The following is a 25,872-nucleotide window of genomic DNA, read 5'->3' as shown; positions in this document are numbered from 1 at the left end:
CGCCTCCGTTGCCATCGGGGAGCCGACGTCCGCGCAGCACGTGTTGGGCCGCAATTACCACTGATTGGTAAGCATCCTTGCGCTAGGGGATCCAGCGGCTCCTTGCGGTAGCGGATCCAGTGGCCGAGAGGTCAGCAGACTGTCCCGCGACCGGGTGTTCGTCTGGGCGTGAGTTCCGCCAAGGCGTGGGCGACCGAGGTGTGTAGATCGCGCATTTCCGGGTCGTCGTCCTCGACAGCCCAGGTGAGTTCCTCCACGGTGCGGACCAGGGCCCACCCGCGGGCGCGTTCGGGGTCCACGTCCAGTGCCGCTGCTGTGGCCGCTATTACCGTGTCGGCATGCTCGGAGGTCGGGTTGGACTGGACCTGGATCATCAGCAGGAAGCCCGCGTCGAAGGACGCTTCGCCCACGCACGGTTTCGGGTCGATCAGGAGCCACGGTTCACGTTCGGCGGCAACGATATTGCCGAGGTGGGTGTCGCGGTTGACGATCAACAGTGGACCGTCCGGCTCGCTCAGTGTGTCGCACCAGCGCGCCGCCAGCGTCCGTAGAGACGGTGAGATGTGTTGCGCCACAGCCGGGTCGGTGAGCCGGGTGCGGAGGCCGTCTATGAGGTCGGTCGCGGCGGGGAAGACCGGAAAGCCATCGGGGACGGCGGGCGCTGGTCGTCGCAGCCTGCGATACAGCTCGCATGCGGTCTTCACCTTCGGCGCGTTCTCCGGTCGTCCTTCGAGGCTCGGGAAGCCGGGTTGGGTGAGCAATTCTGTTCCAGGGAAGGCCCATTCGAGTAACATCGCACCGCTGCCGGGGTCGAATTCGAGCAGCCGGACCGCACCGTCACCGTCGTAGGCGTACAAAGCGGTCGCTTCGGCGACGTTCTCCTCGTCGACCATCGGCACCTTCAGTACGGCCCGCCGTCCGTCCTCACGTCGGACTCCGGCCACGTAGGCGTGCGTTCCGCCGCCGAACGGTGCGGTGAACTCACTGAGCCCCCACCTCGCGGCCAACCCGGCCACGACATCCGGCAACTCGTCGATCCACCGCGCACCCGCCGCACCGAACACCGCACGGACCGTCTCCTCGACCGCCGACGGCAACTCCACAGACAATCCACCCGGCACCATCAGCCCACCCTGCCGACGCGCACTCCGGCCGTCAATCGAATTCATCCACCCTCGACAGACCACCGCCGAACCTGACAGCCTTCCGAATATGACGGATCCGCTCACGCCCGACTTCCCATCCGGCTACGAAGTCTCCACCGACTCCGCCCGCATCGACGCAGCACGCGTCCACGCCTGGCTGTCCACCGACTCGTACTGGGCGAAAGGCAGAACGCGGGAGAAGCAGGACAGCGCGATGGCCGGTTCTCTCAATTTCGGTGTCTACGACAACGTTTCGGGCGAGCAGGTGGCCTACGCCCGAGTCGTCACCGACCGCGCCACCTTCGCCTGGCTCTGCGACGTGTACGTCGACCGCTCGGTGCGGGGCAAGGGCCTCGGCACCGCCCTGGCGACCGCCGTCCGCGACCACCTCGCCCCCTACGGCCTGCGCCGCATCATGCTCGCCACCCACGACGCCCACGGCGTGTACGAGAAACTCGGCTTCGAGCCATTGAGCAACCCGGAGCACTGGATGGCCCTCGGCGCCCAGTGAGGTCAGAATTGCAGCGCGGACCAAGGGATCTCGATCGGAAAGGGATACGACATCGAGATCGGTTCGGTGCCACCGTTCACCCACTGCCCGACCAGCCGGTAGTCGACCGGACACAACGGGCGCACCCCGTCCGGCAGATGAGAATGTCCGGTATCGAGCCCATACGCAGCGACGACCGCGATCTCACCCACCTCCGGCTCCAAGGTGACTTCCCAATACCAGGGGATACCAGCCTTCGCATACTTCGCCCGCTTCGCCCGTTGTAGGGCGGGCGTATTCGAGGGAGACAGCACTTCTCCGACCAGGGCGGTGTCAGACGCTCGCACATCACGATATGCACCACCGAGACAGCGGTGCACCCAGAAATCGGGCGTCACATAGTCGGACTTCCCGGACTCACCGAGAAAGACATTCGTCTCGATGTCGACGACCCAGCAGCGCTCTGTGTCGGCGGCCATGTCGGTGCGCGCACACCGCTCGAGCTCATTGGCCAAGCGCCGCATGAGACTTGATGCTCGCCCGGCCCGCGGCGCACCCACACCACACGCCCTTCCCACAGCTCGATCTCACCGGCAACCTCATCGGGTAGCTCGGCCAGCTCCTCCCATGTCATGCGTTCAGGCAGGTCGGGGCGCTGCGTTCGGCAAAGGACATGTCGAAATAGTAGCGCTGAACGCCGAACGGCCCGGCTTCTCCTCGAGAAGAAGCCGGGCCGTTCGGTTACGACGCGAAGCGCATCAGCCCTTGTGGGACTTGACGGCGTCGGTCAGCTGCGGGGCGACGTTGAACAGGTCGCCCACGATGCCGTAGTCGGCGATCTCGAAGATGGGAGCCTCTTCGTCCTTGTTGACCGCGACGATGGTCTTCGAGGTCTGCATGCCCGCGCGGTGCTGGATGGCACCGGAGATGCCGAGGGCGATGTAGAGCTGCGGGGAGACCGTCTTACCGGTCTGACCCACCTGGAACTGGCCCGGGTAGTAGCCCGAGTCGACGGCGGCACGCGAGGCACCGACGGCGGCACCGAGCGAGTCGGCCAGCGCCTCGACGACCGAGAAGTTGTCGGCGGAACCGACACCGCGACCACCGGAGACGACGATGCTCGCCTCGGTGAGCTCCGGACGGTCACCGGCGACGACCGGCTCACGGGAGACGACCTTGACGACACCCTCTTCCTGGGCGGGCACGGCCACGGCGACCTGCTCACCGGCGCCGGCCTGCGGGGCGGCCTCGATGGAGCCGGGGCGCACCGAGATCACCGGCACGTCGCCGGTGGCCTTGGCGTCGACGGTGAACGCGCCACCGAAGATGGAGTGCACGGCCGAACCGTCATCGTTGACGCCGATGACGTCGACGAGCAGACCGGAGCCGATGCGCGCGGCGAGGCGGCCCGACACCTCCTTGCCCTCGGCGGTGGCGGCGACGATCACGGCGGCGGGGGCGGCGGACTCGACCAGCGAGGCGAGCACGTCGACCTTCGGGGTGACCAGGAAGCTCTCGATCTCGTCGGACTCGGCGACGTAGATCTTCTCGGCGCCCGCGGCGGCCAGGGCGGCGGCCAGCTTGTCGGCGGTGCCGGGGGCACCGGTCACGACGGCGGCCGGGGTGCCCAGGGCGCGTGCGGCGGTGAGCAGTTCGGTGCTGACCTTCTTGACGGCACCGTCGGCGTGCTCGACGAGCACAAGTACTTCAGCCATTGTTCTTTCTCCTAGGGAAGTTCTCGGACGGTCCGGATCAGATGATCTTCTGGCCGATGAGGTAGGTGGCGATCTGCTTGCCGCCCTCGCCCTCGTCCGCGATCTTCTCGCCCGCGGTGCGAGCGGGCTTCGGGGTGGCGGCGGTGACCGCGGTGCCCGCGTTGGCAACACCGACGGTCGACGGGTCGATGCCCAGGTCGGCGAGGGTGAAGACCTGAACTTCCTTCTTCTTCGCGGCCATGATGCCCTTGAAGGACGGGAAGCGCGGCTCGTTGATCTTCTCGTTCACCGAGACGATCGCGGGCAGGGTGGCCTCGAGCTTGAACACACCCTCGTCGGTCTCGCGCTCGCCGGTGATCTTGTCGCCGTCGACGGTGAGCTTGCGCAGGTGGGTGAGCTGCGGGATGCCGAGGTACTCGGCGATGATCGCCGGGACCGCACCCGCGCGGCCGTCGGTGGACTCGTTGCCCGCGATGACCAGCTCGACGCCCTCGACCTGGCCGAGCGCACCGGCGAGCACCCAGGCGGTCTGCACCGCGTCGGAGCCGTGGATGGCCGGGTCGTTGATGTGGATGGCCTTGTCGGCACCCATGGACAGCGCCTTGCGGATGGCCTCGGTGGCGCGATCCGGACCGGCGGCCAGCACGGTGACCTCGCCGCCCTGGGCCTCCTTGATCAGCAGCGCTTCCTCGACGGCGCGCTCGTTGATCTCGTCGAGGACGGCGTCGGCGGCCTCACGGTCGAGGGTGTAGTCACCATCGGTCAGCTTGCGCTCGGACCAGGTGTCGGGGACCTGCTTGATGAGTACGACGATGTTCGGCATCGGTCTTCGTCGACCTCCTTCTGGGTTACACGTGAGTGGTGGGCCGCACGAGCTGGGCCGTACGTCCGTGTGGGTGCTCAGAGGGGAACAGTACCCTACGCTAAGTTACCGGTGGGTAACCTACTTGCGCAACAGGTCCCTGGCTCCGGAGCGGACCATCGGTACCAGTAACGTCGAGGCCATGAGCGAGGCTGTGATCCCTGCCGCACCGGTGGACGCAACACATGAACCACTGCCGCTGACCGGTGAGCGGACGGTGCCGGGCATCGCCGAGGAGAACTACTGGTTCCGTCGGCACGAGATCGCCTACGCCCGGCTGCTGGCGCACTGCACCGGCAAAACCGTGCTCGAGGCGGGCTCGGGCGAGGGCTACGGCGCGGACATGATCGCCGGGGTCGCCCAGCGGGTGATCGGCGTGGACTACGACGAGGGCGCCGTCGCGCACGTACGCGCGCGCTACCCGCGCGTGGAGATGATCCAGGGCAATCTCGCCGACCTCCCGCTCGACGACGAATCGGTCGATGTGGTGGTGAACTTCCAGGTCATCGAGCATCTGTGGGACCAGGCGCAGTTCCTGCGCGAATGCCTGCGCGTGCTGCGTCCGGGCGGTCGGCTGCTGATCAGCACCCCGAACCGCATCACCTTCTCCCCCGGTCGCGACACCCCGCTCAACCCGTTCCACACGCGCGAACTCAATGCGGCCGAGCTCACCGAACTGCTGGTCGAGGCCGGTTTCACGGTGTCGGCGATGCTCGGCGTGCACCACGGCGACGCCCTGAAGGCGTTGGACGCCAAGCACGGTGGGTCGTTCATCGACGCCCAGATCGAGCGTGCCCTCGCCGGTGAGCCGTGGCCCGCCGACCTCACCGCCGACGTCGCGGCCGTCACCATCGACGATTTCGACCTGCGTGAAGGCGATATCGATGCCAGCCTCGACCTGGTCGCGATCGCCGAGAAGGCAAGGCGTTGACCGACTCTCGCTCCGTGCCGGGCCAGTTCACGCTCGTCCTGCACTCACACCTACCCTGGCTGGCCCATCACGGGCGCTGGCCGGTGGGTGAGGAATGGCTGTACCAGTCCTGGGCCGCGTCCTACCTTCCCCTGGTCCGGGTGCTGAAGAACCTTGCCGCCGAAGGACGTTCACACCTGCTGAGCCTGGGGATCACCCCGGTGCTCGCCGCCCAGCTCGACGACCCGCACTGCCTGGCGGGCATGCATCACTGGCTCGGCAACTGGCAGTTGCGTGCCGACGAAGCATCCATGGCGGGCAATGTGGCGCTCGGTAGGCACGAACATCGGCTCGCCGCAACCGCTCTCGCCGACTTCGAGCAGGACTGGCGCCACGGCAGCGCGCCGGTCTGGCGTTCGCTGATCGACGCCGACGCCATCGAACTGCTCGGCGGTCCGCTCGCGCACCCCTTCCAGCCGCTGCTCGACCCGCGCCTGCGTCAGTACCAGCTCACCGAGGGACTGGCCGACGCGCGGTTGCGCTGGGGCACCACCCCCACCGGGATCTGGGCGCCGGAGTGCGGTTACACGCCGGGCATGGAACTCGGTTACGACGCCGCCGGCGTGACGCATTTCATGGTCGACGGCCCGTCGCTGCGCGGCGACACCAGCCTCGGCAGGCCGGTGCGCGACGCCGACGTGGTCGCCTTCGGTCGTGATCTGCAGGTGAGTTACCGCGTGTGGTCGCCCAAACAGGGTTATCCGGGGCAGAGCGCGTATCGCGATTTCCACCACTACGACCACGCGACGGGACTCAAGCCGTCGCGGGTCACCGGCAAAACGGTGGCCGGTCCTGACAAGGCCCCTTACGATCCCGAACTCGCCGCCGAAGCCGTCACCCGCGATGTCGCCGACTTCGTCGAGACCGTGCGCGCGCGGCTGATCGAGGAGTCCGATCGGATCGGCAGGCCCGCGCTCGTGGTCGCCGCTTTCGACACCGAACTGTTCGGCCACTGGTGGCACGAGGGACCGCAGTGGCTAGAGCAGGTGCTGCGCGCGCTGCCCGAAGCCGGGGTCACCGTCGGCACGCTCGCCGATGCCCGGGCGAACGGGTTCGTCGGTGAACCCGTGCAGCTCAACGACTCGTCGTGGGGTTCCGGCAAGGACTGGCGGGTGTGGGCGGGCGATCAGGTGGCCGACCTCGTAGAGCTCAATGCCGACGTGGTTCGGCTGGCCCTGGACACCCTCGACAAGGTGCGCCGCGACGGTGCGCTGCGCGATCCGGTGGCCGATCAATTGCTGCGCGAAGCCATCCTCACGGTGTCCAGCGACTGGGCGTTCATGGTCAGCAAGGACTCCGCCGCGGGCTACGCGCGCGACCGCGCCCACGAACACGCACACGCAGTGCGGGAACTGGCCGAGGCGATCGGTGCCGGTCAGTTCGCCAAAGCGACCCGTCTCGCGGCAGGATGGAGCGCGGCCGACGGACTCTTCCCAGGTCTGGACGCACGGCGGTTGCCGACCGCCGTCCCGTCGGTCGCCGAAGGATCGTCATGAAGATTTTGATGGTGTCGTGGGAGTACCCGCCGGTCGTGGTCGGTGGGCTCGGTCGGCATGTGCATCACCTTGCCGTCGAACTGGCCGCGGCCGGGCACGAAGTGGTCGTGCTCGCGCGCAGGCCGACCGGCACCGATTCGCTCACCCATCCGACCCACTCCTATATCGCCGACGGTGTGCTCGTCGTCGCGGTCGCCGAGGACCCGCCGTGCTTCGACTTCGGCGAGGACATGCTCGCCTGGACGCTGGCCATGGGGCACGCGATGGTGCGCGCCGGCGTCGCCCTCGGCAAACCCGGCGTCGGTGACGGCTGGACACCCGATGTGGTGCACGCCCACGACTGGCTCGTCGCCCACCCGGCGATCGCGCTGGCCGAGTTCTACGACGTGCCGCTGGTGTCGACCATTCACGCCACCGAGGCCGGGCGCCACAGCGGCTGGGTGTCGGGGCGGGTGAACCGGCAGGTGCACTCCGTGGAGTGGTGGCTCGCCAACGAATCCGATCAGCTCATCACCTGTTCGACATCCATGCAGGACGAAGTGGAGCGGCTCTACGGACCCGAACTTCCCCCGATCACGGTGATCCGCAACGGAATCGACGTCACGTCGTGGACGTTCCGGCCGCGCGCACCCCGCTCCGGACCGCCCCGGCTGCTGTATGTGGGCAGGCTCGAGTACGAGAAGGGTGTGCAGGACGCGATCGCCGCGCTGCCGCGCATCCGCCGCGCGCACCCGGGCACCACGCTCACCGTCGCCGGTGTCGGCACCCAGTTCGACTGGCTGCGGGAACGTGCGAGGGTGCACCGGGTGGCACGCGCGGTGAACTTCGTCGGCAATCTCGGCCACACCGAGCTGCTCGGCTGGTTGCACGGCGCCGACGCGATCGTCCTGCCCAGCCGCTACGAACCGTTCGGCATCGTCGCCCTGGAAGCGGCCGCCGCGGGCGTGCCCCTGATCGCCTCCACCGCAGGCGGACTCGGCGAAGCGGTGATCGACGGCGTCACCGGCGCCTCCTTCGCCCCCGCCGACATCGACGGCCTGGTCGACGCCACCCGCGCCGTCCTCGACGACCCGCTCACCGCCCAGGACCGCGCCTACACCGCCCGCGAACGCCTCACCGCCGACTTCGCCTGGGACGTGGTTGCCGCCGAAACCACCCAGGTCTACACCACGGCCAAGCGCCGGGTCCGCACACCTCTCGGCCGGCCCACCATTCCCGAACGTCCTCTCCCGGAACGGGATCCGAAGTAACACCTCGCTTCGGCACGCAGGTGGCACCGACAGGTTTTCAATGCGTTGATGTTCTAAACGTGAGCTGTGTAACAGTTCGGGGTTCGCGGCCGACACCCTTCGGCCACCGCTGAATCGCGGTGTGCGGCAAGGGGGTCGGCGGCCGGTCGGCCGTATTCGCCTTGCGGTGATCGTCGTGCCGAGCCTCGAAGGGTGAGCTGCTGTGTCGTCTCCGCTGTTGTCCAAGGGCCAGAACATCGCATTGCCGACGGATGTCGAACGCGTCGACATCGTCATCGGCTGGCCTGAGCCGACTGTCGAGCTCGATGCCTCGGCGCTCTTACTCGGCGCCGACCGCCGCGTCGCCTCCGACGCCGATTTCGTCTTCTACAACCAGCCCGAATCGCCCGACGGCTCGGTCGGATTCCTCGGAACGAGCGTGACGGACGAAGGTCGGCAGGCCAGGATTTCGATCGACCTCTCCGCACTTCCCGCAGGCATCCACACCGTCGCGCTGGCGGGCAGCGTCGGCACCGGCACCTTCGGAGCACTCGGCAAACTCGCCATGCATGTGATCGACGCGGCGGGCCGCTCCCTCGCCGAATACGTGACCGCTGATGCCGACACCGAGTCGGCCTTCGTCTTCGGCGAGATCTACCGCCGGGAAGGCGCCTGGAAGGTGCGCGCGGTCGGGCAGGGCTGGGAATCCGGACTTGCCGGTCTGGCAACGGATTTCGGGGTGTCGATCGACGACGGCGAACCAGCGGCAGAACCTGTTCACGACGCGCCCGCGACCACTGTCACCGAGCCCGCGCCCACCGCCGCGCCCGCACGCGGTGTCCGCACTGCCAAGCGACCGGTGCGCAAGTCGAAGCCCATCGAGTTCCGCCAGGCCGAATCCGACGCCTGGCAATCCGCCCGGCTGTTCTCCGTCTTCGGTATCGGCGCAGGTGAGGAACAGGAACGACGCACCACCTCGGCGCTGGTCGCGACGATGCAGGCCGTGCGACCCTTCGCCCGGGCAGTCTGCGCGAGGATGGGAGCGCCGGTCGGTGCCTTCGAGGGCTATATCGAGGTGCAGTACGAGGCAGGCGATTCGACGGTGGTGCCTGATGCCGTGCTGCGGGTGAGCCGGGGCAGCAAGCAGTGGACCGGGTTGCTCGAGGTGAAGACCGGGAACGGCAAGCTCAGGAAAGAGCAGCTCGAGAGCTATCTCGATGTCGCACGACGCCGCAAGTACGACGTCGTGGTCAGCCTGTCCAACGACATCCCCGCCGGTCCGGGCGAACTGCCGGTCCAAGTCGACCGCCGCAAACTGACGAAGGTGGCCCTGCGGCACCTGTCGTGGGCGGAGGTGGCGCACGAGGCACGCATGTTGCTCTCGCACGGCAGTATCGACGACCCGCTGCAGACCTGGATCCTCGGCGAGTTCCTGCGTTACCTCGACCATCCCCGTTCCGGTGCGGCGGAATTCGTCGACATGGGCAGGCACTGGGTCGTCGTGCGGGACGCGGTCATGGCGGGCACGTTGCGCGCGGGCGATCAGAAGGCGCTGACCGTCGCCGATACCTGGGTCTCGCTGTGCAGGCATCTCGCGCTGCGGCTCACCGCCGAACTCGGGGTCGAGGTCAAACACATTCTGCCGCGCAAGTTCCATACCGATCCGGTCGCTCGGGCCGCGGCCGTCGCCGAACGGTTGGCCGCCGACGGCTGTTTCGAGGCGGTGCTGCGCATCCCCGACACCGTCGGCGATCTCACGGTGGTTGCCGACGTGCGCACCAACAAGGTGCGCTGCCGCATCGCGATGGCCGCCCCCGACGAAGGCACCTCGGCGCGCCGGGTGTCCTGGTTGATCAAGCAGCTCGCCGAGGCACCGGGCCGGGTGCAGGTGGAGGCCGTGTTCTCCGAACGCGGCACCGAGAGCTGCGAACTGCTCGACGTCGTGCGGGCGAACCCGAAGTCGCTCACCGAGGGACGAACCGGCTCGATCGTGTCGTTCACACTCGAACAGAGCTTCCCGATGGGCAACCGACGCGCCGGAACCGCGGCGAGCTTCATCTCCAGCGTCACCTCCGCGACGGACACCTTCTACGGCACGGTGGTTCAGCCGCTGCGCGAATGGGTTCCCGCCGCGCCACGGCAAGCCGATATCGGCCAGTCCGAGGCTTGACCCGACGTCGTCGAACCCGCTGTCACGCCGGGTGTATTCCACCCCCGTGGTAGCGGGTCGCGGCGTTCCAGAGGAAGAAGCCGTCTATGCCTGCGGCTCGGGTGGCATCGATTTGGGCCTGGACCTCGGCGTCGTTGTAGGTGACGCCGAGGGAGAAGTCCTGGAGCCACGGGATCACGCCTGCGTTGGTGCCCTTGGTCTGGGTGATGAAGTCCTGGAGGGAGCGGTAGACGATGTCGTAGGGCTGGGCGTTGGGGTTGGCGACGCCGTATTCGCCGGGGTTCCAGTGGGAGGGGTAGATCATGGGGGCGACGAAGTCGACGTGGCGGGCGATGAGGGGGATGTCCTGGGCGATCTGGTCCGGGCGGGTGGAGGCGATGCCGTAGACGGCGGCGCTCTGGTGGGCACCCGCGCTGTTCACCGGGTGCCTGCTCTCGGCGAGGAAGGCCGCGATCGCCACCGACGGCGTGTCGGTGAGACCGGTGAAAGTCATGCTCGTGAGGCTGCCGTCGGGGCGGCGGACGTAGTCGTACATGATGCCGTCGAACCCGAGCCGCGCGCCTTCCACGGCCAGGTCGATGTTGTAGCGGCGCACCTCGGGATGGGCGAAATTGGTGAAGGCGATCGGCCCGTAATGGCTGGAATACGGCTGGCCGGAGGGGTTCTGGACCACCCAGTCGTGGCGTCCGCTGTGCCACGCCCACGACGCGAGAGTCGGATCACGGAAGGCGACGATGCGCCCGACCACCTGCACACCCATGTCGTGCAGCTGCCGAAGCGCGGCGGGCGCATCGTAGATCGTCGTGGCGGCACCGGACTCACGGGCGAGCGGCACCTGCGAGTCGTAGCCCACGACTCCGTCCTCGTCCTTGATGTCGAGCTGCACGGTATCGATGCGTCCCTGGCGTGCCAGGTCGAGAACCGATTCGCGCAGCCCGTCGTGCGACCAGGCGTGCGCGGTGACGTGCACCGCCCGCATCCTCGGCAGGGTCCGCGCGGTGACGACGGTGCTGCTGGCCGCGTTGCCCTCGTCGTCGGCCGCGACCACTTCGAAGGCGGGCGCCCACGGCACCGCGAACTCGAACGAACCGTCTTCGGCGGGTGTCACCGATTCCGCGCCGATGGATACCCGCACGGCGTCGACGGCGGTGCCTCGCACCACCACCGGCGACCGGTAGGACTTCACCGGTTCGGCGGGGTTCACGGTCAGGGTCGGTGGTGTGGTGTCGGCGAGCGGCACCACGGCCGATCTGCTCAAGGCGAATCCGGCCACGAGAGCGACGACGACAATCGCGAGACCGACTCCGGCGACGGTGCTCGTCCACCGCCACCGGACGGCCGAACGGAATGAGAACCCCAACGCCAACACCGCCTTCCAATACTGTTGACACGCCAACTATTTCGCGGTTCCGACACGGATGTGGCGGGTATCGGTAGATCAACTGTAAACCGAGGCCGCCGCGTAATATCGCATTGATGACAGGTGGTTCTCCTGCTCTTTCGCGACTTCTGCCGATCCTCGCGCTGACCACCGCACTCGCGGCGTGTACGGACACGAGCACCGAGGCGGCCTCGGTCGATCCACCCGCCGCCCACAGCACCACGGCGGCACCGCCTGACCCGGCCGAAGTCGGCGCCAACGAGCTCGGTCTCGTGCCGGTGTTGATGTATCACCAGATTTCGGCGAACCCGGCGGGCGAATACGACCAGACCCCAGCCGAATTCCGCGACGAACTCGAGCGCCTCTACCGCGAGGGCTACCGCCCGGTGACCGCCGCCGACTACGTGTCCGGCCGCCTCGACCTCCCCGCGGGCACCCACCCGGTGGTCCTCACCTTCGACGACTCGACCACCAGTCAGCTCGCCTTCACCGACTCCGGCGCCGTGGCTCCCGACAGCGCGGCGGGCATCCTCGCCGAATTCGGCGCCCGCTACCCGGATTTCCGGCCGGTCGCCACCTTCTACGTGAACAACGAACCGTTCCAGGGCGATCCGCGCGCCCTGCCCTGGCTGGCGGCCAACGGCCACGAGATCGGCGCCCACACGGCCACGCACCCCAATCTGTCGACGCTGGACGACAACAGCGTGCAACGCGAGTTCGCCGAGAACGTGCGCGCGGTGACGGCCGCCGCGCCAGGCACCACCGTGCGGACGATGGCGCTACCTCTCGGCATCCACCCCGACAACCGATCCCTGACCACAGCGGGCAGCTGGGACGGCACCACCTACACCTTCGACGCCGTGATGCTCGTCGGCTCGAATCCGGCCCCGGCGCCCTACGCCGGGCTCGATCCGGCCGGTGTGCCACGCATCCGGTCCGGCCGCGGTGCGGTGCCCTTCGATTCGGCCTATTGGCTCGATCACCTCGCGGCCCACCCCGACCAGCGCTACACCGCCGACGGCGACCCCACGCGCGTCTCCTTTCCCCGCGCTGTCGCGGGCGAGCTGAACCCCCGCTTCACCGCGCAGGCGAACCCGTACTGAGCTACGCGTCCGGGGTGAAGGTGAAGATCTCGCCGAGACGGGTGGCGACGACGACCTGACCCTCGGGCCCGATCGACGTGCCGGTGGTGGTCCCGGTGGCGTTCGGCAGCGGATCGGAGTCGATCGTGGTGCCGGTGGCGGTGTCGAAGGTGATGAGGTTCAGGCCCGCGCCGATGGCGGCGACCGTGTAGCCGATCTCGCCCGAGGTCAGGGCCGGGGTGCCGCGCTGGGCCAGGTCCTTGCGTTCCCAGGCGCGGTCGGCGCGGTCGCCGTGATCGCGGATGGCGGCCAGGTAGCCGTCGTCGCCGGACGGGAGGATCAGGTCGTCGACCAGGGCGATGCGGCCGCGCGGGGTCCAGCCGAGCGCGTGGGTCCAGCGGGTGCTGCCGTCCTCGGTGTTCACCGCGATCAGGCGGCCGCTGTTGTCGCCGACGTACACGGTGGCGCCGTCGGCCGACAGGGCCGGGCTGGTCGCGCTGCCCTCGGTGAGCATGTCGGCGCTCCAGAGCTGCGTCACGGTGCCGTCGGCGTAGGACATCGCCCGCAGCGAGGCCATCGGCTTGCCCGGTTCCCAGACGGTGACGAAGAAACGGCCGGTCTCGGGGTCGACGGCGGTGGTGTTGGCGACCGCGCAGCGCGGGCCGCCGATCTGGCAGTCGTCGAGGCCGTCGCCGGAGGCTGGGCGGGTCAGGCCGGGGTACTTCAGGAAGTCGGGTTCGCCGAGCAGCTGCAGGGTGGGCACCTCGCGTTCGCCGGTCTGGCGGCTGAGCACGTCGACCTGGCCGGACTGGGTCACCGTGAGCACGCGGCCGTCACCGGTGAACTGGATCGCCACCGGCACCCCGGCCACGGGGGTGCGCCAGCGCGGCTGACCGAGGTAGTTGAACGAATTCACCGCGCCGTCGTCGCCGACGTAGACGTTGTTGATGCCGTCGACCACGGTGGGCGCCTCGATCGTCGACGGGCCGAGTGGGTTGCAGAAGCGTTTGCGCCCTGTCTGCATCTGATAGGAGAACACCGCGCAGTTGCCGGTGTTGGTGGTGACGAACAACTGACCCTCGCCGCCGATCGTCACGGGCTGGGCGATCGGCCCACCCACCGGCCGCGACCAGCTCAAGGTCATCGCCGACGCACCGCTCACCGGGCTCGCGGCGCTGTTGCGGCCGTCGTGATGGGCTGCGGGCCAACCCTTTCCGGAGCCGACGGTGATGTCGTCCACATCGGTGCCGCAACCGGCCAGCGCCACCACACCGGCGGCAGCGAGCGAGGCGGCGACGCGAGTCCGAGTTCGCACCTGCTGATCTCCTGGGTAATCGGGCCGAGGATCGGGGTATGGCACGGTAAGTGTGCCCTGCGAAAGTACTCTGTGTACCCGATGACCGAATCCCCGGGGCTCACCCGGTGGACGCCGTCGAGGTCGGAAGAGGGAGAGTAGTTCGTGACGAGCATGTGGGGCGCACCGCTGAGCGCGCGCTGGCGTGGATCACGCCGCCGCGATCCGCAGCAGGCGCGTTTTCTGACCAGGGATTCGTTGCGCTGGGTGCTCGCCAATCGCGCCTACACCCCCTGGTACCTGGTGCGTTATTACCGCCTGCTCAAATTCCGGCTCACCAATCCGCACATCGTGTTGCGCGGAATGGTATTTCTCGGGCGGAATGTGGAAATCCACGCCACCCCTGAATTGGCGCGCATGGAAATCGGGCGCTGGGTGCATATCGGCGACGGCAACGCCATCCGCTGCCACGAGGGTTCGCTGCGGATCGGCGACAAGGTCGTGTTCGGCAAGGACAACGTGGTCAACACCTACCTCGACATCGAGATCGGTGAGTCGACGCTGGTCGCCGACTGGTGCTACATCTGCGACTTCGACCACAAGATGGACGACATCACCCTGCCCATCAAGGACCAGGGCATCGTGAAGAGCCCCGTGCGGATCGGCCCCGACACCTGGATCGCCGCGAAGGTGACCGTCCTGCGCGACACCCGGGTGGGCCGCGGCTGTGTGCTCGGCGCGCACGCGGTGGTGCGCGGCGACGTTCCCGACTACAGCATCGCCGTCGGGGCGCCCGCCAAGGTCGTGAAGAACCGCAAGGTCGCCTGGGACGCCGGCGCCGCCGAACGAGAGGCCTACCTGGCCGCGCTGGCCGATATCGAACGGAAGAAGAACGCGGGCGCACAAGCCTGAACGGCACTCCGCCGACAGGCCCGTTCCTGTCGGTGGCGGTCGGTACCGTCGCGACGTGGACAGTTATGCGGCGCTGCTGCGCGGGATCATGCCGACCAACCCGAACATGCGTAACGACAAGTTGCGCGGGGTGTTCGAAGGGCTCGGTTTCGAGGACGTCGCGACCGTGCTGAGCAGCGGCAACGTGGTGTTCCGCACCGACGACGCCCGCGACGATCTCGAGAACCGCATCCAGCAGGCGCTCGCGACCGAGCTCGGTATCCCCGGCGGCACCATCGTGCGCAGCCACCCCGAACTGCGTGCGCTGCTCGATCGCGACCCGTTCGAGGGCCTCACCCACGAACGCGGTTCCTATCTCACCGTCACCTTCTTCAAACACACCATGCGCGAAGCCGATACGTCAGCCTTCGCCGACGACCCGCTCACCCGCGTCATCGGTTACGACCCCGCCGCACGCGCGTTCCTCACCGTGATCGACAACAGCACCGGCAAGACACCAGATTTCATGGCCCGGCTGGAGAAGACCTACGGCAAGGACATCACCACCCGCACCTGGCTCACCGTGCAGCGCGTGGTGAAGAAAATGGAAGCCTGATTCGGGCGAACCGCACCGAGTCGTGGCCCCGTAGCGGTGCGGTGTGTCAGGAAAGTTGGGCGGCCTGTGCGGTGCAGAGGAAAACTGTGGCGTTGCGGCCTATTCGGGTGACGACCAAGGTGAAGGGCCGGTTGCCGCGCAGTTTGAGCTTCTTGCGCAAGGCATCCGGATCGACGTCGACGCCTCGGACCAGGATCTCGAGGGCACCGCAGTCGCGGCGGGCCAGTTCCTGACGGAGCGTCTTCTCGCGTAGGTCGAAGCGGTCTTCGATGCGGAAGCCGCGCATTCCGGTGGGTACCGTGTCACCGGTCAGGTAGGCGATCTGCGGATCCAGTTGCCAGAGACCGTGTTTCGCGGCGTAGTGGCGGACGAGGCCCGCGCGGACGACGGCGCCGTCGGGGTCGATGATCCACTCGCCGGGTGCGCGTTCGGGGATTTCGTCGGGGTCGGTGTCGGTGAGAGTTGTTGCGCCACCACGAGAATCGAGGACAGTGGCGCGGCGGGTGATGCCGGGGGCGGTGAGGCCGGGTGACCAGAGGCAGGCTTCACGGACGGCACCGTCGAGGGACACGATCTCGACCTCGCCGTCCCAGCCGAGCCGGTCGAAGTCCAGACCGGGCGCCGACTTCACGGCGATGTCGCGGCCCGCGTAGGCGGCGAGCAGGTCGGGCAGCGGGGGTTGGAGTTTGGCGGGGTCGTAGGTTCGGCGGCCGTCGGCGCGGCGGGCCGGGTCGGCGATGATCACGGAGTCGCGGGTGGTGGGGGTCAGCGCATCGGCCTTGGCCAGCAAGATGTTTCGGGTCGCAGAGGCCACCGCAGTGCCGCCGACAGCCTGTCGCCCGTCTCCCACACCGGAACCCGTTCCGGCCGCAGCTCCCGAACACGACGGCGTGATCGCGCCGGAGAACCCGGCCGACAGCGGCGCGACACCGAGATTGTGGGCGGCCATCGCCAGTCGCACGTCATCGAGATCGCTCCCGACAACCGCCGGGCACACCGCCGCGAGTTCGGCCAGCTCGGCACCGATCGAGCACGTCACGTCGTGCACGGCACGACCGGCCAACCGCGCGGCCCGATGCCGGGCGACGAGTGCGGGGGTGGCTTGTTGCAGCGCGTCGTCGGTGAACAGCCACTCCCCCGCCGCGGGCAGCTTCGCCAGAGCCTTGCGCCGCAACCGCACGGTCTCGATCAAGGCCGCACCGTGCTCGGGAAACGAGCGACGCACCTGCTCGATATCGCGCAGGTGCGTCGCCGCCGTCAGCTCCAGCCGGTCGACCTCGGCGAGCGCGGCACGTCCCGCCGCGCTGCCGAGGAAGGCGACATCGTCGCGGCCGAAGCGGTATCCCACCTACTTCTGCGCCGCGCCCGGCTTCACGCCGGTGATCATCGCGTTGTAGAAGAACTCGCGCGGAACCACCTTGCGCAGCACGTTCTCGTCGAGCCAGCTCAGGCCGAGCCAGGCACGGTACTGGGCCATGCGGTACCCGACGGTCAGCTTCTCGTCGGGGACGGCCGCCTCGAAGGTACGCACGGGCCAGCCCCAGAGGGCGGCGGCGAATTCCTCGGTGGTGGCCTTCACGTCGACGGCACCGGCCGACTTCGCCATCTTCTCCAGGTCGCTGGGGTCGAAGGTGTGCAGGTCGACGACGGCCTCGAGCGCGGCGGCGCGCGACGACTCGTCCAGCTCGGTCTGCGGGCGACGCCACCCGGACAGGAACGGCAGCTTGGTGATCTCGGTGGTCACCTTCCAGGTCACCTGGCCGAGCTTGCGGGCGTAGAAGTTGCCGACGGTGGTCGGTTCACCGGCGAACACGAAACGCCCGCCCGGCTTGAGCACGCGCAGGCATTCCTTCAGCGCCAGCTCCACATCCGGGATGTGGTGCAGCACTGCGTGCCCGCACACCAGGTCGAAGGTGTCGTCCTCGTAGGGGATGGTCTCGGCGTCGGCGACGCGGCCGTCCACGTCGAGGCCGAGGTGCTCGGCGTTGCGCAGCGCCACCTTCACCATGCCCGGCGAGAGGTCGGTGACCGAACCGGTCTTGGCCACCCCACCCTGCATCAGGTTGAGCAGGAAGAACCCCGTGCCACAGCCGAGTTCGAGCGCCCGCTCGTACGGCAGCGGGGCGGGGCCGACCGCCAGGTCGAACCGGCCGCGGGCATAGTCGATACAGCGCTCGTCGTAGGAGATCGACCACTTGTCGTCGTAGGTCTCGGCTTCCCAGTCGTGGTACAGAACCTGGGCGAGCTTGGTGTCCTTCAGCGCTGCTTCGACCTCGGCCTCGGTGGCGTGCGGGTTCGGCGCCGGATCATCGGGGTGAACCGTCATAACACGCAAGAGTAATAGGAGACCCTCAGCACGCAATCGCCGGTCTTGTTTCGCGCCATTCCTGCTGGTCGACTGACCGGTCTGAAGTCAGCGTCCGGTGAAAACGGCGCTGTTCGGGCCGTCGGCGGCGAAGGATCGGGTGCCGGTTCGGGTGTCGTCGGTATCGAAGAGGGCGGACCACTCGGTGACGGCCGTGGAGTGGGCGTGCGGGCCCGCTTCGAAGACGGCTTTGGCGGCGGCGAGGGCGCGGGGGGCGGCGGTGACGAACTGGTCGGCCCAGCGGCGGGCGGCGGTGAGGACGTCGTCCGGGGGGACCACTTCGTCGACCAGGCCCAGAGTCGCGGCTTCCTCGGCGTCGACGAAACGGCCGGTGTAGACGAGGTCCTTGGCGCGGCTCTGGCCGATCAGCAGCGAGAGCCTGCGGATGCCGGACAGCGGGATCAGGCCCGCCTTGATCTGAGGGAAACCCAGCTTCACGTTGTCGCCGACGATGCGGTGGTCGGCGCCGAGCGCCAGCTCGAGTCCCGCACCGAGGCAGTATCCGGCGATGGCGGCCACGGTCGGCTGTGGCACGCGGGTGAGGCAGCCGAGGGCGGCCTGCAGGTCGGCGGCCATGGCGGCGGCCTGGCCGGAGTCGAGCTCGGCGAGCTCACGCATCTCGTCGCCCGCGCTGAACACCCGCTCGTCGCCGTAGACGATCAGGGCGGCCACCCCCGGATGGTCGGCGACCGTCCGCGCGGCCGCCGCGACCTCGCGGGCCAGCTGGGCGTCGACGAGGTTCAGCGGCGGACGATCGATGCGCAGCAGCGCGACGCCGCGAGCGGAGGGCTCGGCGGGCAGCTCGAGGGTGACGAATTCGGCCATGGCGCCAAACCTACCGGCCGCGCAGGGCGTCCACGTCCGGGAGCTGGTCGAAATACCGTTCGTTGTCGGGGAAGTCCGACAGCGGGCGACCGTCGGCGCCCGGGGCGTACCTGGGCATGATCGGGGTGATAGCCCGGTCGGCCGCCAGCACGGCGGTGGTGTCGGCGAATTCGCACAGGGCGTCGAGCTGCGACCAGGTGGGCGGCATCAGCACGTGTTCGCCCGCACGCCAGCTCTCGAGCGCGTCACGCGGTGTCTGCCAGCGCACGTGCGCAGCCTCGGAGGTCGCACCGTCGGCGATCTGCCCCACCGGCAGCACCGCGACGAAGAACCGGGTGTCGTAGCGGCGCGGTTCGGCCTCGGGCGTGATCCAGTTCGACCACGGCCGCAGCAGGTCGGCACGCAGCACCAGGCCCTCGGCGGCCAGGAAGCCCGCGAGGGAGATCTCGCGCCGCTCCAGCCTGCCGCGCGCCTCCCGGTAGACCGTCGAATCGCACACCACGGTGTCGGCGGTCGGGCCGGCGAGCAGCACACCGCACTCCTCGAACGTCTCGCGCACCGCCGCGGCGACCAGCGCCTGCGCGGACTGCTCGTCGGTGCCGAAACGCTGCGCCCACCAGGCGGGTTCGGGTCCGGTCCAGGCGATGTCGGCGGTCCCGTCGGCCGGGTCGACTCCACCGCCGGGGAACACGGTGACCCCCGCGGCGAACGCCATCCCAGTCACCCGCTGCTGCAGGAAAACCTCGATGCCGCTCGCGCCGTCGCGCACCAGCATCACCGTCGACGCATCCCGCGCCCGCACCACGGACTCGCTCATAGCCGTTCCTCTCTACGACCAGCACCATTGCCGATCGATACGCGACAGACCCCGACCACACCGCACGGCCGGTCCCCGATCCTTACGCACCCTAACCGTTGCTTGGTCCGTGATGCGACCGACCGGTCCACCCACCGGTCCAACCCCGAGCAACCGACACGAAGCCACCCTCACCACCGGGTCCGCCCCCAACAACAGCCCAAACCCCCCGGTGCGCCACCTACCAGGCTCCTCAGCAGCCCCCGGCACCACTCGATCGAGTCCGCCACCCACCGGTTTCCCAGCCCACAAGGCACCACCCGAGTCCGCCACCCACCGGTCTCCCAGCCCACAAGACACCACCCGAGTCCGCCACCTGCCGCACTCCCAGCCAAAGCGGCACCACTCGAGTCCGCACCTACCGCACACCCGGCCCACGTGGCACCACCCAAGTCCGCCACCTACCGGGCTCCCGACCACACGGCACGACCCGAGTCCGCACCTACCGCACACCCGGCCCACGTGGCACCACCCAAGTCCGCCACCTACCGGGCTCCCGACCACGTGGCACCACCCGAGTCCGCCACCTACCGCACACCCAGCCACACGGCACCACTCAAGTCCGCCATGACTGCATTCCCAACCCCGCACGACCCGACCTCGAGGAGGGTCCGCCGCGAAGCGGCGCAGCGGCCCGGCCGCGCGAACAGCGCTCGAAGCGCATGCGCCGCAGGCGCGAGTCTCGAGCGCTGTTCGCGCGACCCCTCAGGGGCCGCGCTCGAGCGCGCCAGCGCTCCAACAAACACAGCCAGTACCTCTATGGGCGCAATACCAAAAGATCCTGGCGCGACAGCCGGTCAGTTCCGGCGCCGATGCCCACCCGACCGACGCGCCCGCCGAGCGAACCACCGCCCGTCAACCCGGTCGAGCGCGATGGCCTGGCTGAACGCCTTGCTCAGATTGTCGGCCGTGAGCACATCCTCGAGCAGCCCCTGCCCGACCACCTCACCCTCCTTGAGCAGCAGCGCATGAGTGAACCCCGGCGGGATCTCCTCCACGTGATGGGTCACCAGAACCATGGCCGGCGCGTCGGGATCCGCAGCCAAATCGCCGAGGCGTTCGACGAGTTCCTCGCGTCCGCCGAGGTCCAGACCCGCGGCCGGTTCGTCGAGCAGGAGCAGTTCCGGGTCGGTCATCAGGGCACGCGCGATGAGCACCCGCTTGCGTTCGCCTTCGGAGAGGGTGCCGTAGGTACGGTCGGAAAGGTGTTCGGCGCCAAGGGTTTCCAGCATGTCGACGGCGCGTTCGGTGTCGATGTCGTCGTAGCGTTCGCGCCAGCGGCCGAGCACCGCGTACCCGGCCGACACCACCAGGTCGCTGACCTTCTCGTCGACGGGGATGCGGCTGGCCACCGCCGCCGAGGACAGGCCGATGCGTGGGCGTAATTCGGTGACGTCGACGCGACCGAGGGTCTCGCCCAACAGGTTCGCTGTCCCGGAGGTCGGATGGACCTCGGCGGCAGCCATTCTCAGCAGTGAGGTCTTACCGGCACCGTTGGGGCCGAGGACCACCCAGCGTTCGTCGAGTTCGACCTGCCAGGTGACCGGGCCGACGAGCGTTCGGCCCGAGCGGCGGATGGTGACGTCGGAGAAGTCGATGAGCAGATCTGGATCGGGTTGCGACACGCGCTCCATCTTGGCCCACGGGAGCCCTCAGCGGAACGACCGGCCCGGGTGGGATTCGTCGGTTCGGTGCCGCACCGCTTCGCGCGACGCGCCGAGGTCGCTGCGCAGCATCCGGGCGGCGAGGAACGACACCGGCACCGCGAGTGCGACCCATACGATCAGGATCACGGCGATTGTCGTCATCATGGCGGAACCTCCGTGTGTCTCTCGCTGCGGACGGGTATCCGATAGGTCTTACCCACACGATGCCGCCGGTACACCCGGACATCGCGACGACGCGCGGGAACCGCAACGACAGCCGACCGATTCGCTCGCGCGTGTCGGCCGTCTCACGGCACGGCGATCACCGTCATCGAGCCCGGGGCCACCTCGGTGAAGCCTGCGTCCCGCACGGCGACAGCACGTCCCGCCGATACCTGCGCGACGAGTTCGGACCACTGTCGCGCGTCGGCATCGCGCACCGCGCAACGGAATTCGCGTTCGGCCCAGGCGGCGGCCGCTTCGACCGGCATGGCGCCGGCCAGCAGCATGCTCGCGTGCCCCACCTGCGCGGCCGCCTTGCCCACCGACATCTCCAGTCCGCTGTTCACCCACAGCACCGGTAGGTCGGGGTCGGGCGGGCCCGGTTCGTCGTGTTCGAGGTCGGTTCCGCCGATCTGGAGTTTGCGGATGCGCGGGTCGATTCCGCCGACCGGGCCGGGGACGAAGGCCCGCGCCTGCGCACCGTCGATGTCGACGGTCACCCCCTCGACGTCGTTGGCCGCCACCCACTGCGCACCGCGCGCCCGGCGGGCCACCTTCCTGATCCGTGAGCGCTTCCACGCCAGATACCGCGCTTCCCATTCGCCGCCGGGCCCGGAACGCGGGTCGAGGCACACCGCGACCGCGGCGGCGGCCGCAGCGGCCAGTAGCGCACTGCGCGCGGGTGGTTCGGCCTTCGGGATGTGCAGCACCATCTGCATCGCCTGCACCATGGCCGGGTCGTCGGGATCGCCGTTGCCGCCGTAGCCGTGCGCCAATTCGGCGTGCCGCACAGCGAATTCGGCCGCTTCGTCGCGGACCTCCACCTCGGTTTCCCCACCGCTCAGTTCCGCGCTACCCACACCACACCCGATTCGATCGACACCACACGTGCGAACCAGCGTAGCGAGCCGTGCGCGCTAGGAGACCTCGACCGTCACCAGGAAGGTGCCCTCGGGCCGGACCGGCGGTTCCTCGAGCTGCCCGTGGGTGAACTCGACTGTCGTCGTCCCCTTGGCGACCGCCCGCAACGGCCACACCGTCGTCTGGCCCTCGGCCACGGGTTCCTCCGCGACCAGGATGCCCTCGTCGATATTCACCGGCTCCCATTCCTGGTCCGAGTCGGCCGACTGAGGCAGCCGCACCCGCAGTTCCTGACCCACGTCGAGGGTGACCGTGCGACCGGCGGCCGACTGGTCGACGGTGACCGCAGGTTTCGCGACCGCCGGAGCGGTGCTCGGCAGGGTGAGCGTCGTCGATCCGATGCTGTCGGGGATCGGTTCGTCGTCACCGCAGCCCGCGAGCAGACCGGCCACGACGAGCGGAACGAGCAGGAATTTGCGCACGGACTCTCCCAACGCCGAAGGTCTTTCTGCGCTGGGATTACCCGCCGTGCCCGGAACTAACGGCCGAGCAGCGGAACTCGACGGACCCCGCCGTCGCGGGCGTCGGCCGCCTCCACCTCGTCACGCGTCACACCGAGGATGAACAGCACCGCGTCCAGGTAGGGGTGCGACAGCGCCGTATCGGCCACCTCACGCAGCGCGGGCTTGGCGTTGAACGCCACACCGAGCCCGGCCGCGTTGAGCATGTCGATGTCGTTGGCGCCGTCGCCCACGGCAACGGTCTGCTCCATCGGCACGCCCGCGTCGGCGGCGAACTTGCGCAGCGCGGTCGCCTTGAACGCGCGGTCGACGATCTCGCCGGTGACCCGTCCGGTGAGTTTGCCGTCGATGATCTCGAGGGTGTTGGCCTGCACGAAGTCGAGTTCCAGCTCGTGCGCGAGCGGCTCGATGACTTGCCGGAACCCGCCGGAGACCACGCCACAGCGGAACCCGAGCCTGCGCAGCGTGCGGATCGTGGTGCGCGCGCCCGGGGTGAGTTCGATGCGGTCGGCGACCTCCTCGATCACCGATTCGTCGAGCCCCTCGAGCGTGGCCACGCGCTGGCGCAGCGACTCGGCGAAGTCGAGTTCACCGCGCATCGCGGCCTCGGTGACCTCGCGGACCTGCTCCTCGACGCCCGCGTGCGCGGCGAGCATCTCGATGACCTCACCCTGGATGAGGGTGGAGTCCACATCGAACACGATGAGCCGCTTGGCACGCCGCGCCAGGCCGGCGCGTTCCACAGCGATGTCGACCTGTTCGGCGACGGCGACATCGGCCAGCGCCGTGCGCAGTCGGGCGTCGGTGTCGGCACCGGAGTCGGCCGCCGACACCATGAGCTCCATGCCGGTCACCGGGTAGTCGGCGATGCCACGAATGGTGTCGATATTGGCGCCGAGCCCGGCGAGCAGCCGCGAGATCGCACTGAAGGCATGGGCGGTGACCGGCGAGCCGAGCACGACCACGGCGTGGGTCGACATCGGCGGCTTGCCGATCTGCGCGTCGACCGACACGTCGACCTGCATGCCGACGGTGTTCATCGCCTCTTCGAGCTCGTCCTGCAGCGCCTCGGGGTCGTTCGGGCACGAGACCAGCACACCGAGGGTGAGCCTGCCCCGGATGACCACCTGCTCCACGTCCAGCAGGCTCACCTGATGCCGCGACAACGCCGCCAGCAGCACCGAGGTGACGCCGGGTCGGTCGGGGCCGGTGACGGTCACGAGAACTGTGGTGTCGGCCAAGTCGATCTGCTCCGTTCGTTTACCCACAAAAAGAGTGTGCACCCGCTGGTCACCCAGCAGGTGCACACCCTGGTCGTTCGGTGGTTCCTTGTTACTTCGTCAGCACGGGTTCGTCGGCGTGGGCGTTGTGCTTGCCCGAGCCCCAACCCACGTGCGCCTCGCGCTTCATGCGCTCGATCATGTGCGGGTAGTGCAGCTCGAACGCCGGACGCTCCGAGCGGATGCGCGGCAGCTCGTAGAAGTTGTGGCGCGGCGGCGGGCAGGTGGTGGCCCACTCGAGCGAGTTGCCGTAACCCCACGGGTCGTCCACGGTGACGACCTCACCGTAGCGGTAGCTCTTGAAGGTGTTCCACACGAACGGCAGCATCGAGGCGCCGAGGATGAACGCGCCGATGGTGGAGATGGTGTTCAGCGTGGTGAAGCCGTCGCTGGGCAGGTAGTCGGCGTAGCGACGCGGCATACCCTCGGCGCCCAGCCAGTGCTGCACCAGGAAGGTGGTGTGGAAGCCGATGAAGGTGGCCCAGAAGTGCCACTTGGCCAGACGCTCGTCCATCATGCGGCCGGTCATCTTCGGGAACCAGAAGTAGATACCGGCGAAGGTGGCGAACACGATGGTGCCGAAGAGCACGTAGTGGAAGTGCGCGACGACGAAGTACGAGTCGGTGACGTGGAAGTCCAGCGGCGGCGAGGCGAGGATGACACCCGACAGACCACCGAAGAGGAAGGTCACCAGGAAGCCGATCGACCACAGCATCGGTGATTCGAACGTCAACTGACCGCGCCACATCGTGCCGATCCAGTTGAAGAACTTCACACCGGTCGGGACCGCGATGAGGAAGGTCATGAACGAGAAGTACGGCAGCAGCACGGCGCCGGTGGCGTACATGTGGTGCGCCCACACGGCGATGGACAGCGCGGCGATACCGAGGGTCGCGTAGACCAGCGTGGTGTAACCGAAGATCGGCTTACGGCTGAACACCGGGAAGATCTCGGAGACGATGCCGAAGAACGGCAGCGCGATGATGTACACCTCGGGGTGGCCGAAGAACCAGAACAGGTGCTGGTAGAGCAGGATGCCGCCGGTGGCCGGGTCGTAGATGTGGCCGCCCAGGTGGCGGTCGTAGGCCAGGCCGAACAGGGCCGCGGTGAGCAGCGGGAACGCGAGCAGCACGAGGACCGAGGTGACCGCGATGTTCCAGGTGAAGATCGGCATGCGGAACATGGTCATACCGGGTGCGCGCAGGCAGACCACGGTGGTGAGCATGTTGACGCCACCGAGGATGGTGCCCAGACCGGACACGGCAAGACCAAGGATCCACAGGTCGGTGCCGACACCGGGCGAGTGCAGGATGTCGGTGAGCGGCACGTACGCCGTCCAGCCGAAGTCCGCGGCGCCACCGGGGGTCACGAAGCCCGCGGTCGCCATCGAGGCGCCGAACAGGTACAGCCAGTAGCTGAACGCGTTCAGACGCGGGAAGGCGACGTCGGGGGCGCCGATCTGCAGCGGCAGGATGATGTTGGCGAAGCCGAACACGATCGCGGTCGCGTAGAACAGCAGCATGATCGTGCCGTGCATGGTGAACAGCTGGTTGAACTGCTCCGGCGACAGGAACTGCAGACCCGGACGGGCGAGCTCGCCACGCATGAGCAGCGCCATGAGGCCGCCGATCATGAAGAAGCTGATCGCCGTCACCAGGTACATGGTGCCGAGCACCTTGGGGTCGGTGGTGGTGACCGCCTTGTAGAGGAACGAGCCCTTCGGCCCGGTCCGAGCCGGATACGGTCGAGTCGCTTCCAACTGAGGGACTGGCCTGGGCTCTACCGCAGTCACTGATCCTCCTGAAGATGCCTGTACGTCACTCGCAGAGCCGACCGCGCCTCGTACAAGGGCAGCAGACATGCGTTGAAGTGAATCGTAAACCGTGCGGCCGCAGCATTCCGCGCGGGTCCTACTCTGTGTCGTATTCGGCGCGCCGTAGACGCCGATCGCCATC

Annotated in this window: 24 protein-coding genes; 8 read left to right on the top strand and 16 right to left on the bottom strand. The window is 68.4% G+C overall.

The window, feature by feature from the left end; translation table 11 throughout:
• Positions 1-131: 131 nt before the first annotated feature.
• Positions 132-1,169, bottom strand: a complete 1,038-nt coding sequence (locus LDL21_RS05860; protein ID WP_225279076.1) for an aminoglycoside phosphotransferase family protein — start codon at positions 1,167-1,169, stop codon at positions 132-134.
• Positions 1,170-1,212: 43 nt separating this feature from the next.
• Here LDL21_RS05860 and LDL21_RS05855 point away from each other — a divergent pair, with 43 nt between their 5' ends.
• Positions 1,213-1,656, top strand: a complete 444-nt coding sequence (locus LDL21_RS05855) for a GNAT family N-acetyltransferase (RefSeq protein WP_225279075.1) — start codon at positions 1,213-1,215, stop codon at positions 1,654-1,656.
• A gap of 2 nt (positions 1,657-1,658) precedes the next feature.
• Here the strand turns inward: LDL21_RS05855 and LDL21_RS05850 are convergent, their stop codons facing one another.
• The 3 genes from LDL21_RS05850 to LDL21_RS05840 all read right to left on the bottom strand — a co-directional run bounded on the left by LDL21_RS05850 (position 1,659) and on the right by LDL21_RS05840 (position 4,173).
• Entirely contained in the window at positions 1,659-2,114 is a 456-nt protein-coding gene (locus tag LDL21_RS05850) for a Uma2 family endonuclease (RefSeq protein WP_308017115.1), read from the bottom strand.
• Between the two features lie 279 nt (positions 2,115-2,393).
• Entirely contained in the window at positions 2,394-3,350 is a 957-nt protein-coding gene (locus LDL21_RS05845; RefSeq protein ID WP_225279074.1) for an electron transfer flavoprotein subunit alpha/FixB family protein, read from the bottom strand.
• Between the two features lie 37 nt (positions 3,351-3,387).
• A complete protein-coding gene (locus tag LDL21_RS05840) occupies positions 3,388-4,173 on the bottom strand; it encodes an electron transfer flavoprotein subunit beta/FixA family protein (protein WP_181698485.1) in 786 nt (261 codons plus the stop codon).
• A gap of 181 nt (positions 4,174-4,354) precedes the next feature.
• Between LDL21_RS05840 and LDL21_RS05835 the strand changes: the two genes are divergently transcribed.
• The 4 genes from LDL21_RS05835 (at position 4,355) to LDL21_RS05820 (ending at position 10,077) form a co-directional block, all read left to right on the top strand.
• Complete coding sequence (locus LDL21_RS05835) at positions 4,355-5,143, top strand: class I SAM-dependent methyltransferase (RefSeq protein ID WP_225279073.1); 789 nt, start codon at positions 4,355-4,357, stop codon at positions 5,141-5,143.
• Entirely contained in the window at positions 5,140-6,678 is a 1,539-nt protein-coding gene (locus LDL21_RS05830) for a 1,4-alpha-glucan branching protein domain-containing protein (RefSeq protein ID WP_225279072.1), read from the top strand. Before LDL21_RS05835 ends, LDL21_RS05830 begins: the two co-directional genes overlap by 4 nt.
• Positions 6,675-7,928, top strand: coding sequence for a glycosyltransferase family 4 protein (locus tag LDL21_RS05825; RefSeq protein ID WP_181698482.1), 1,254 nt, complete (start codon positions 6,675-6,677; stop codon positions 7,926-7,928). Before LDL21_RS05830 ends, LDL21_RS05825 begins: the two co-directional genes overlap by 4 nt.
• Before the next feature lie 202 nt (positions 7,929-8,130).
• Positions 8,131-10,077 carry a TerD family protein gene (locus LDL21_RS05820; protein WP_225279071.1) on the top strand — a complete coding sequence of 649 codons (1,947 nt, stop codon included), beginning with the start codon at positions 8,131-8,133 and terminating at the stop codon, positions 10,075-10,077.
• A 22-nt stretch (positions 10,078-10,099) separates the two neighbouring features.
• On the opposite strand, the gene LDL21_RS05815 is transcribed toward LDL21_RS05820, so the two are convergent.
• Positions 10,100-11,437 carry a putative glycoside hydrolase gene (locus tag LDL21_RS05815; RefSeq protein ID WP_225279070.1) on the bottom strand — a complete coding sequence of 446 codons (1,338 nt, stop codon included), beginning with the start codon at positions 11,435-11,437 and terminating at the stop codon, positions 10,100-10,102.
• A 116-nt stretch (positions 11,438-11,553) separates the two neighbouring features.
• Between LDL21_RS05815 and LDL21_RS05810 the strand changes: the two genes are divergently transcribed.
• On the top strand, positions 11,554-12,561 hold the full coding sequence (locus LDL21_RS05810; protein ID WP_225279069.1) for a polysaccharide deacetylase family protein: 1,008 nt from the start codon (positions 11,554-11,556) through the stop codon (positions 12,559-12,561).
• A 1-nt stretch (position 12,562) separates the two neighbouring features.
• Here LDL21_RS05810 and LDL21_RS05805 read toward each other — a convergent pair whose 3' ends face one another.
• Positions 12,563-13,855: an outer membrane protein assembly factor BamB family protein gene (locus LDL21_RS05805; protein WP_225279068.1), complete on the bottom strand. Its 1,293-nt coding sequence runs from the start codon at positions 13,853-13,855 to the stop codon at positions 12,563-12,565.
• A gap of 153 nt (positions 13,856-14,008) precedes the next feature.
• On the opposite strand from LDL21_RS05805, the gene LDL21_RS05800 reads away from it, so the two are divergent.
• Together LDL21_RS05800 and LDL21_RS05795 are read left to right on the top strand one after the other, a co-directional pair.
• Entirely contained in the window at positions 14,009-14,746 is a 738-nt protein-coding gene (locus LDL21_RS05800; RefSeq protein ID WP_181698536.1) for an acyltransferase, read from the top strand.
• A 55-nt stretch (positions 14,747-14,801) separates the two neighbouring features.
• Positions 14,802-15,341 (top strand): DUF1697 domain-containing protein, encoded by a 540-nt coding sequence (locus LDL21_RS05795; protein WP_225279067.1) that lies wholly within the window; start codon positions 14,802-14,804, stop codon positions 15,339-15,341.
• Positions 15,342-15,387: 46 nt separating this feature from the next.
• Here the strand turns inward: LDL21_RS05795 and LDL21_RS05790 are convergent, their stop codons facing one another.
• From LDL21_RS05790 to ctaD, 10 genes are all read right to left on the bottom strand, one after another.
• Complete coding sequence (locus tag LDL21_RS05790) at positions 15,388-16,689, bottom strand: THUMP-like domain-containing protein (protein WP_225279066.1); 1,302 nt, start codon at positions 16,687-16,689, stop codon at positions 15,388-15,390.
• Positions 16,690-17,667, bottom strand: a complete 978-nt coding sequence (locus tag LDL21_RS05785; RefSeq protein WP_181698476.1) for a class I SAM-dependent methyltransferase — start codon at positions 17,665-17,667, stop codon at positions 16,690-16,692.
• Positions 17,668-17,754: 87 nt separating this feature from the next.
• Complete coding sequence (locus LDL21_RS05780) at positions 17,755-18,531, bottom strand: enoyl-CoA hydratase-related protein (RefSeq protein ID WP_181698475.1); 777 nt, start codon at positions 18,529-18,531, stop codon at positions 17,755-17,757.
• Positions 18,532-18,541: 10 nt separating this feature from the next.
• Entirely contained in the window at positions 18,542-19,348 is an 807-nt protein-coding gene (locus LDL21_RS05775; protein ID WP_225279065.1) for an NUDIX hydrolase, read from the bottom strand.
• Positions 19,349-20,184: 836 nt separating this feature from the next.
• On the bottom strand, positions 20,185-21,021 hold the full coding sequence (locus tag LDL21_RS05770; protein WP_181700850.1) for an ABC transporter ATP-binding protein: 837 nt from the start codon (positions 21,019-21,021) through the stop codon (positions 20,185-20,187).
• Positions 21,022-21,039: 18 nt separating this feature from the next.
• Positions 21,040-21,198, bottom strand: a complete 159-nt coding sequence (locus LDL21_RS05765) for a hypothetical protein (RefSeq protein WP_181700852.1) — start codon at positions 21,196-21,198, stop codon at positions 21,040-21,042.
• A 143-nt stretch (positions 21,199-21,341) separates the two neighbouring features.
• Positions 21,342-22,100 (bottom strand): peptidyl-tRNA hydrolase, encoded by a 759-nt coding sequence (locus tag LDL21_RS05760; RefSeq protein ID WP_225279248.1) that lies wholly within the window; start codon positions 22,098-22,100, stop codon positions 21,342-21,344.
• A gap of 72 nt (positions 22,101-22,172) precedes the next feature.
• The gene (locus LDL21_RS05755; protein ID WP_225279064.1) at positions 22,173-22,598 is read right to left on the bottom strand and encodes a protease inhibitor I42 family protein; all 426 of its coding nucleotides are present in this window, start codon (positions 22,596-22,598) and stop codon (positions 22,173-22,175) included.
• A 56-nt stretch (positions 22,599-22,654) separates the two neighbouring features.
• Positions 22,655-23,884 carry a phosphoserine phosphatase SerB gene (gene serB / locus LDL21_RS05750; RefSeq protein WP_133733910.1) on the bottom strand — a complete coding sequence of 410 codons (1,230 nt, stop codon included), beginning with the start codon at positions 23,882-23,884 and terminating at the stop codon, positions 22,655-22,657.
• 85 nt (positions 23,885-23,969) lie between these two features.
• Positions 23,970-25,709, bottom strand: coding sequence for an aa3-type cytochrome oxidase subunit I (gene ctaD, locus LDL21_RS05745; RefSeq protein WP_181700858.1), 1,740 nt, complete (start codon positions 25,707-25,709; stop codon positions 23,970-23,972).
• Between the last annotated feature and the right edge of the window lie 163 nt (positions 25,710-25,872).

Origin of the sequence: Nocardia rosealba, assembly GCF_020216065.1 — a bacterium.
Lineage (GTDB): Bacteria > Actinomycetota > Actinomycetes > Mycobacteriales > Mycobacteriaceae > Nocardia > Nocardia rosealba.
This window is presented reverse-complemented; position numbering and strand designations above follow the sequence as displayed.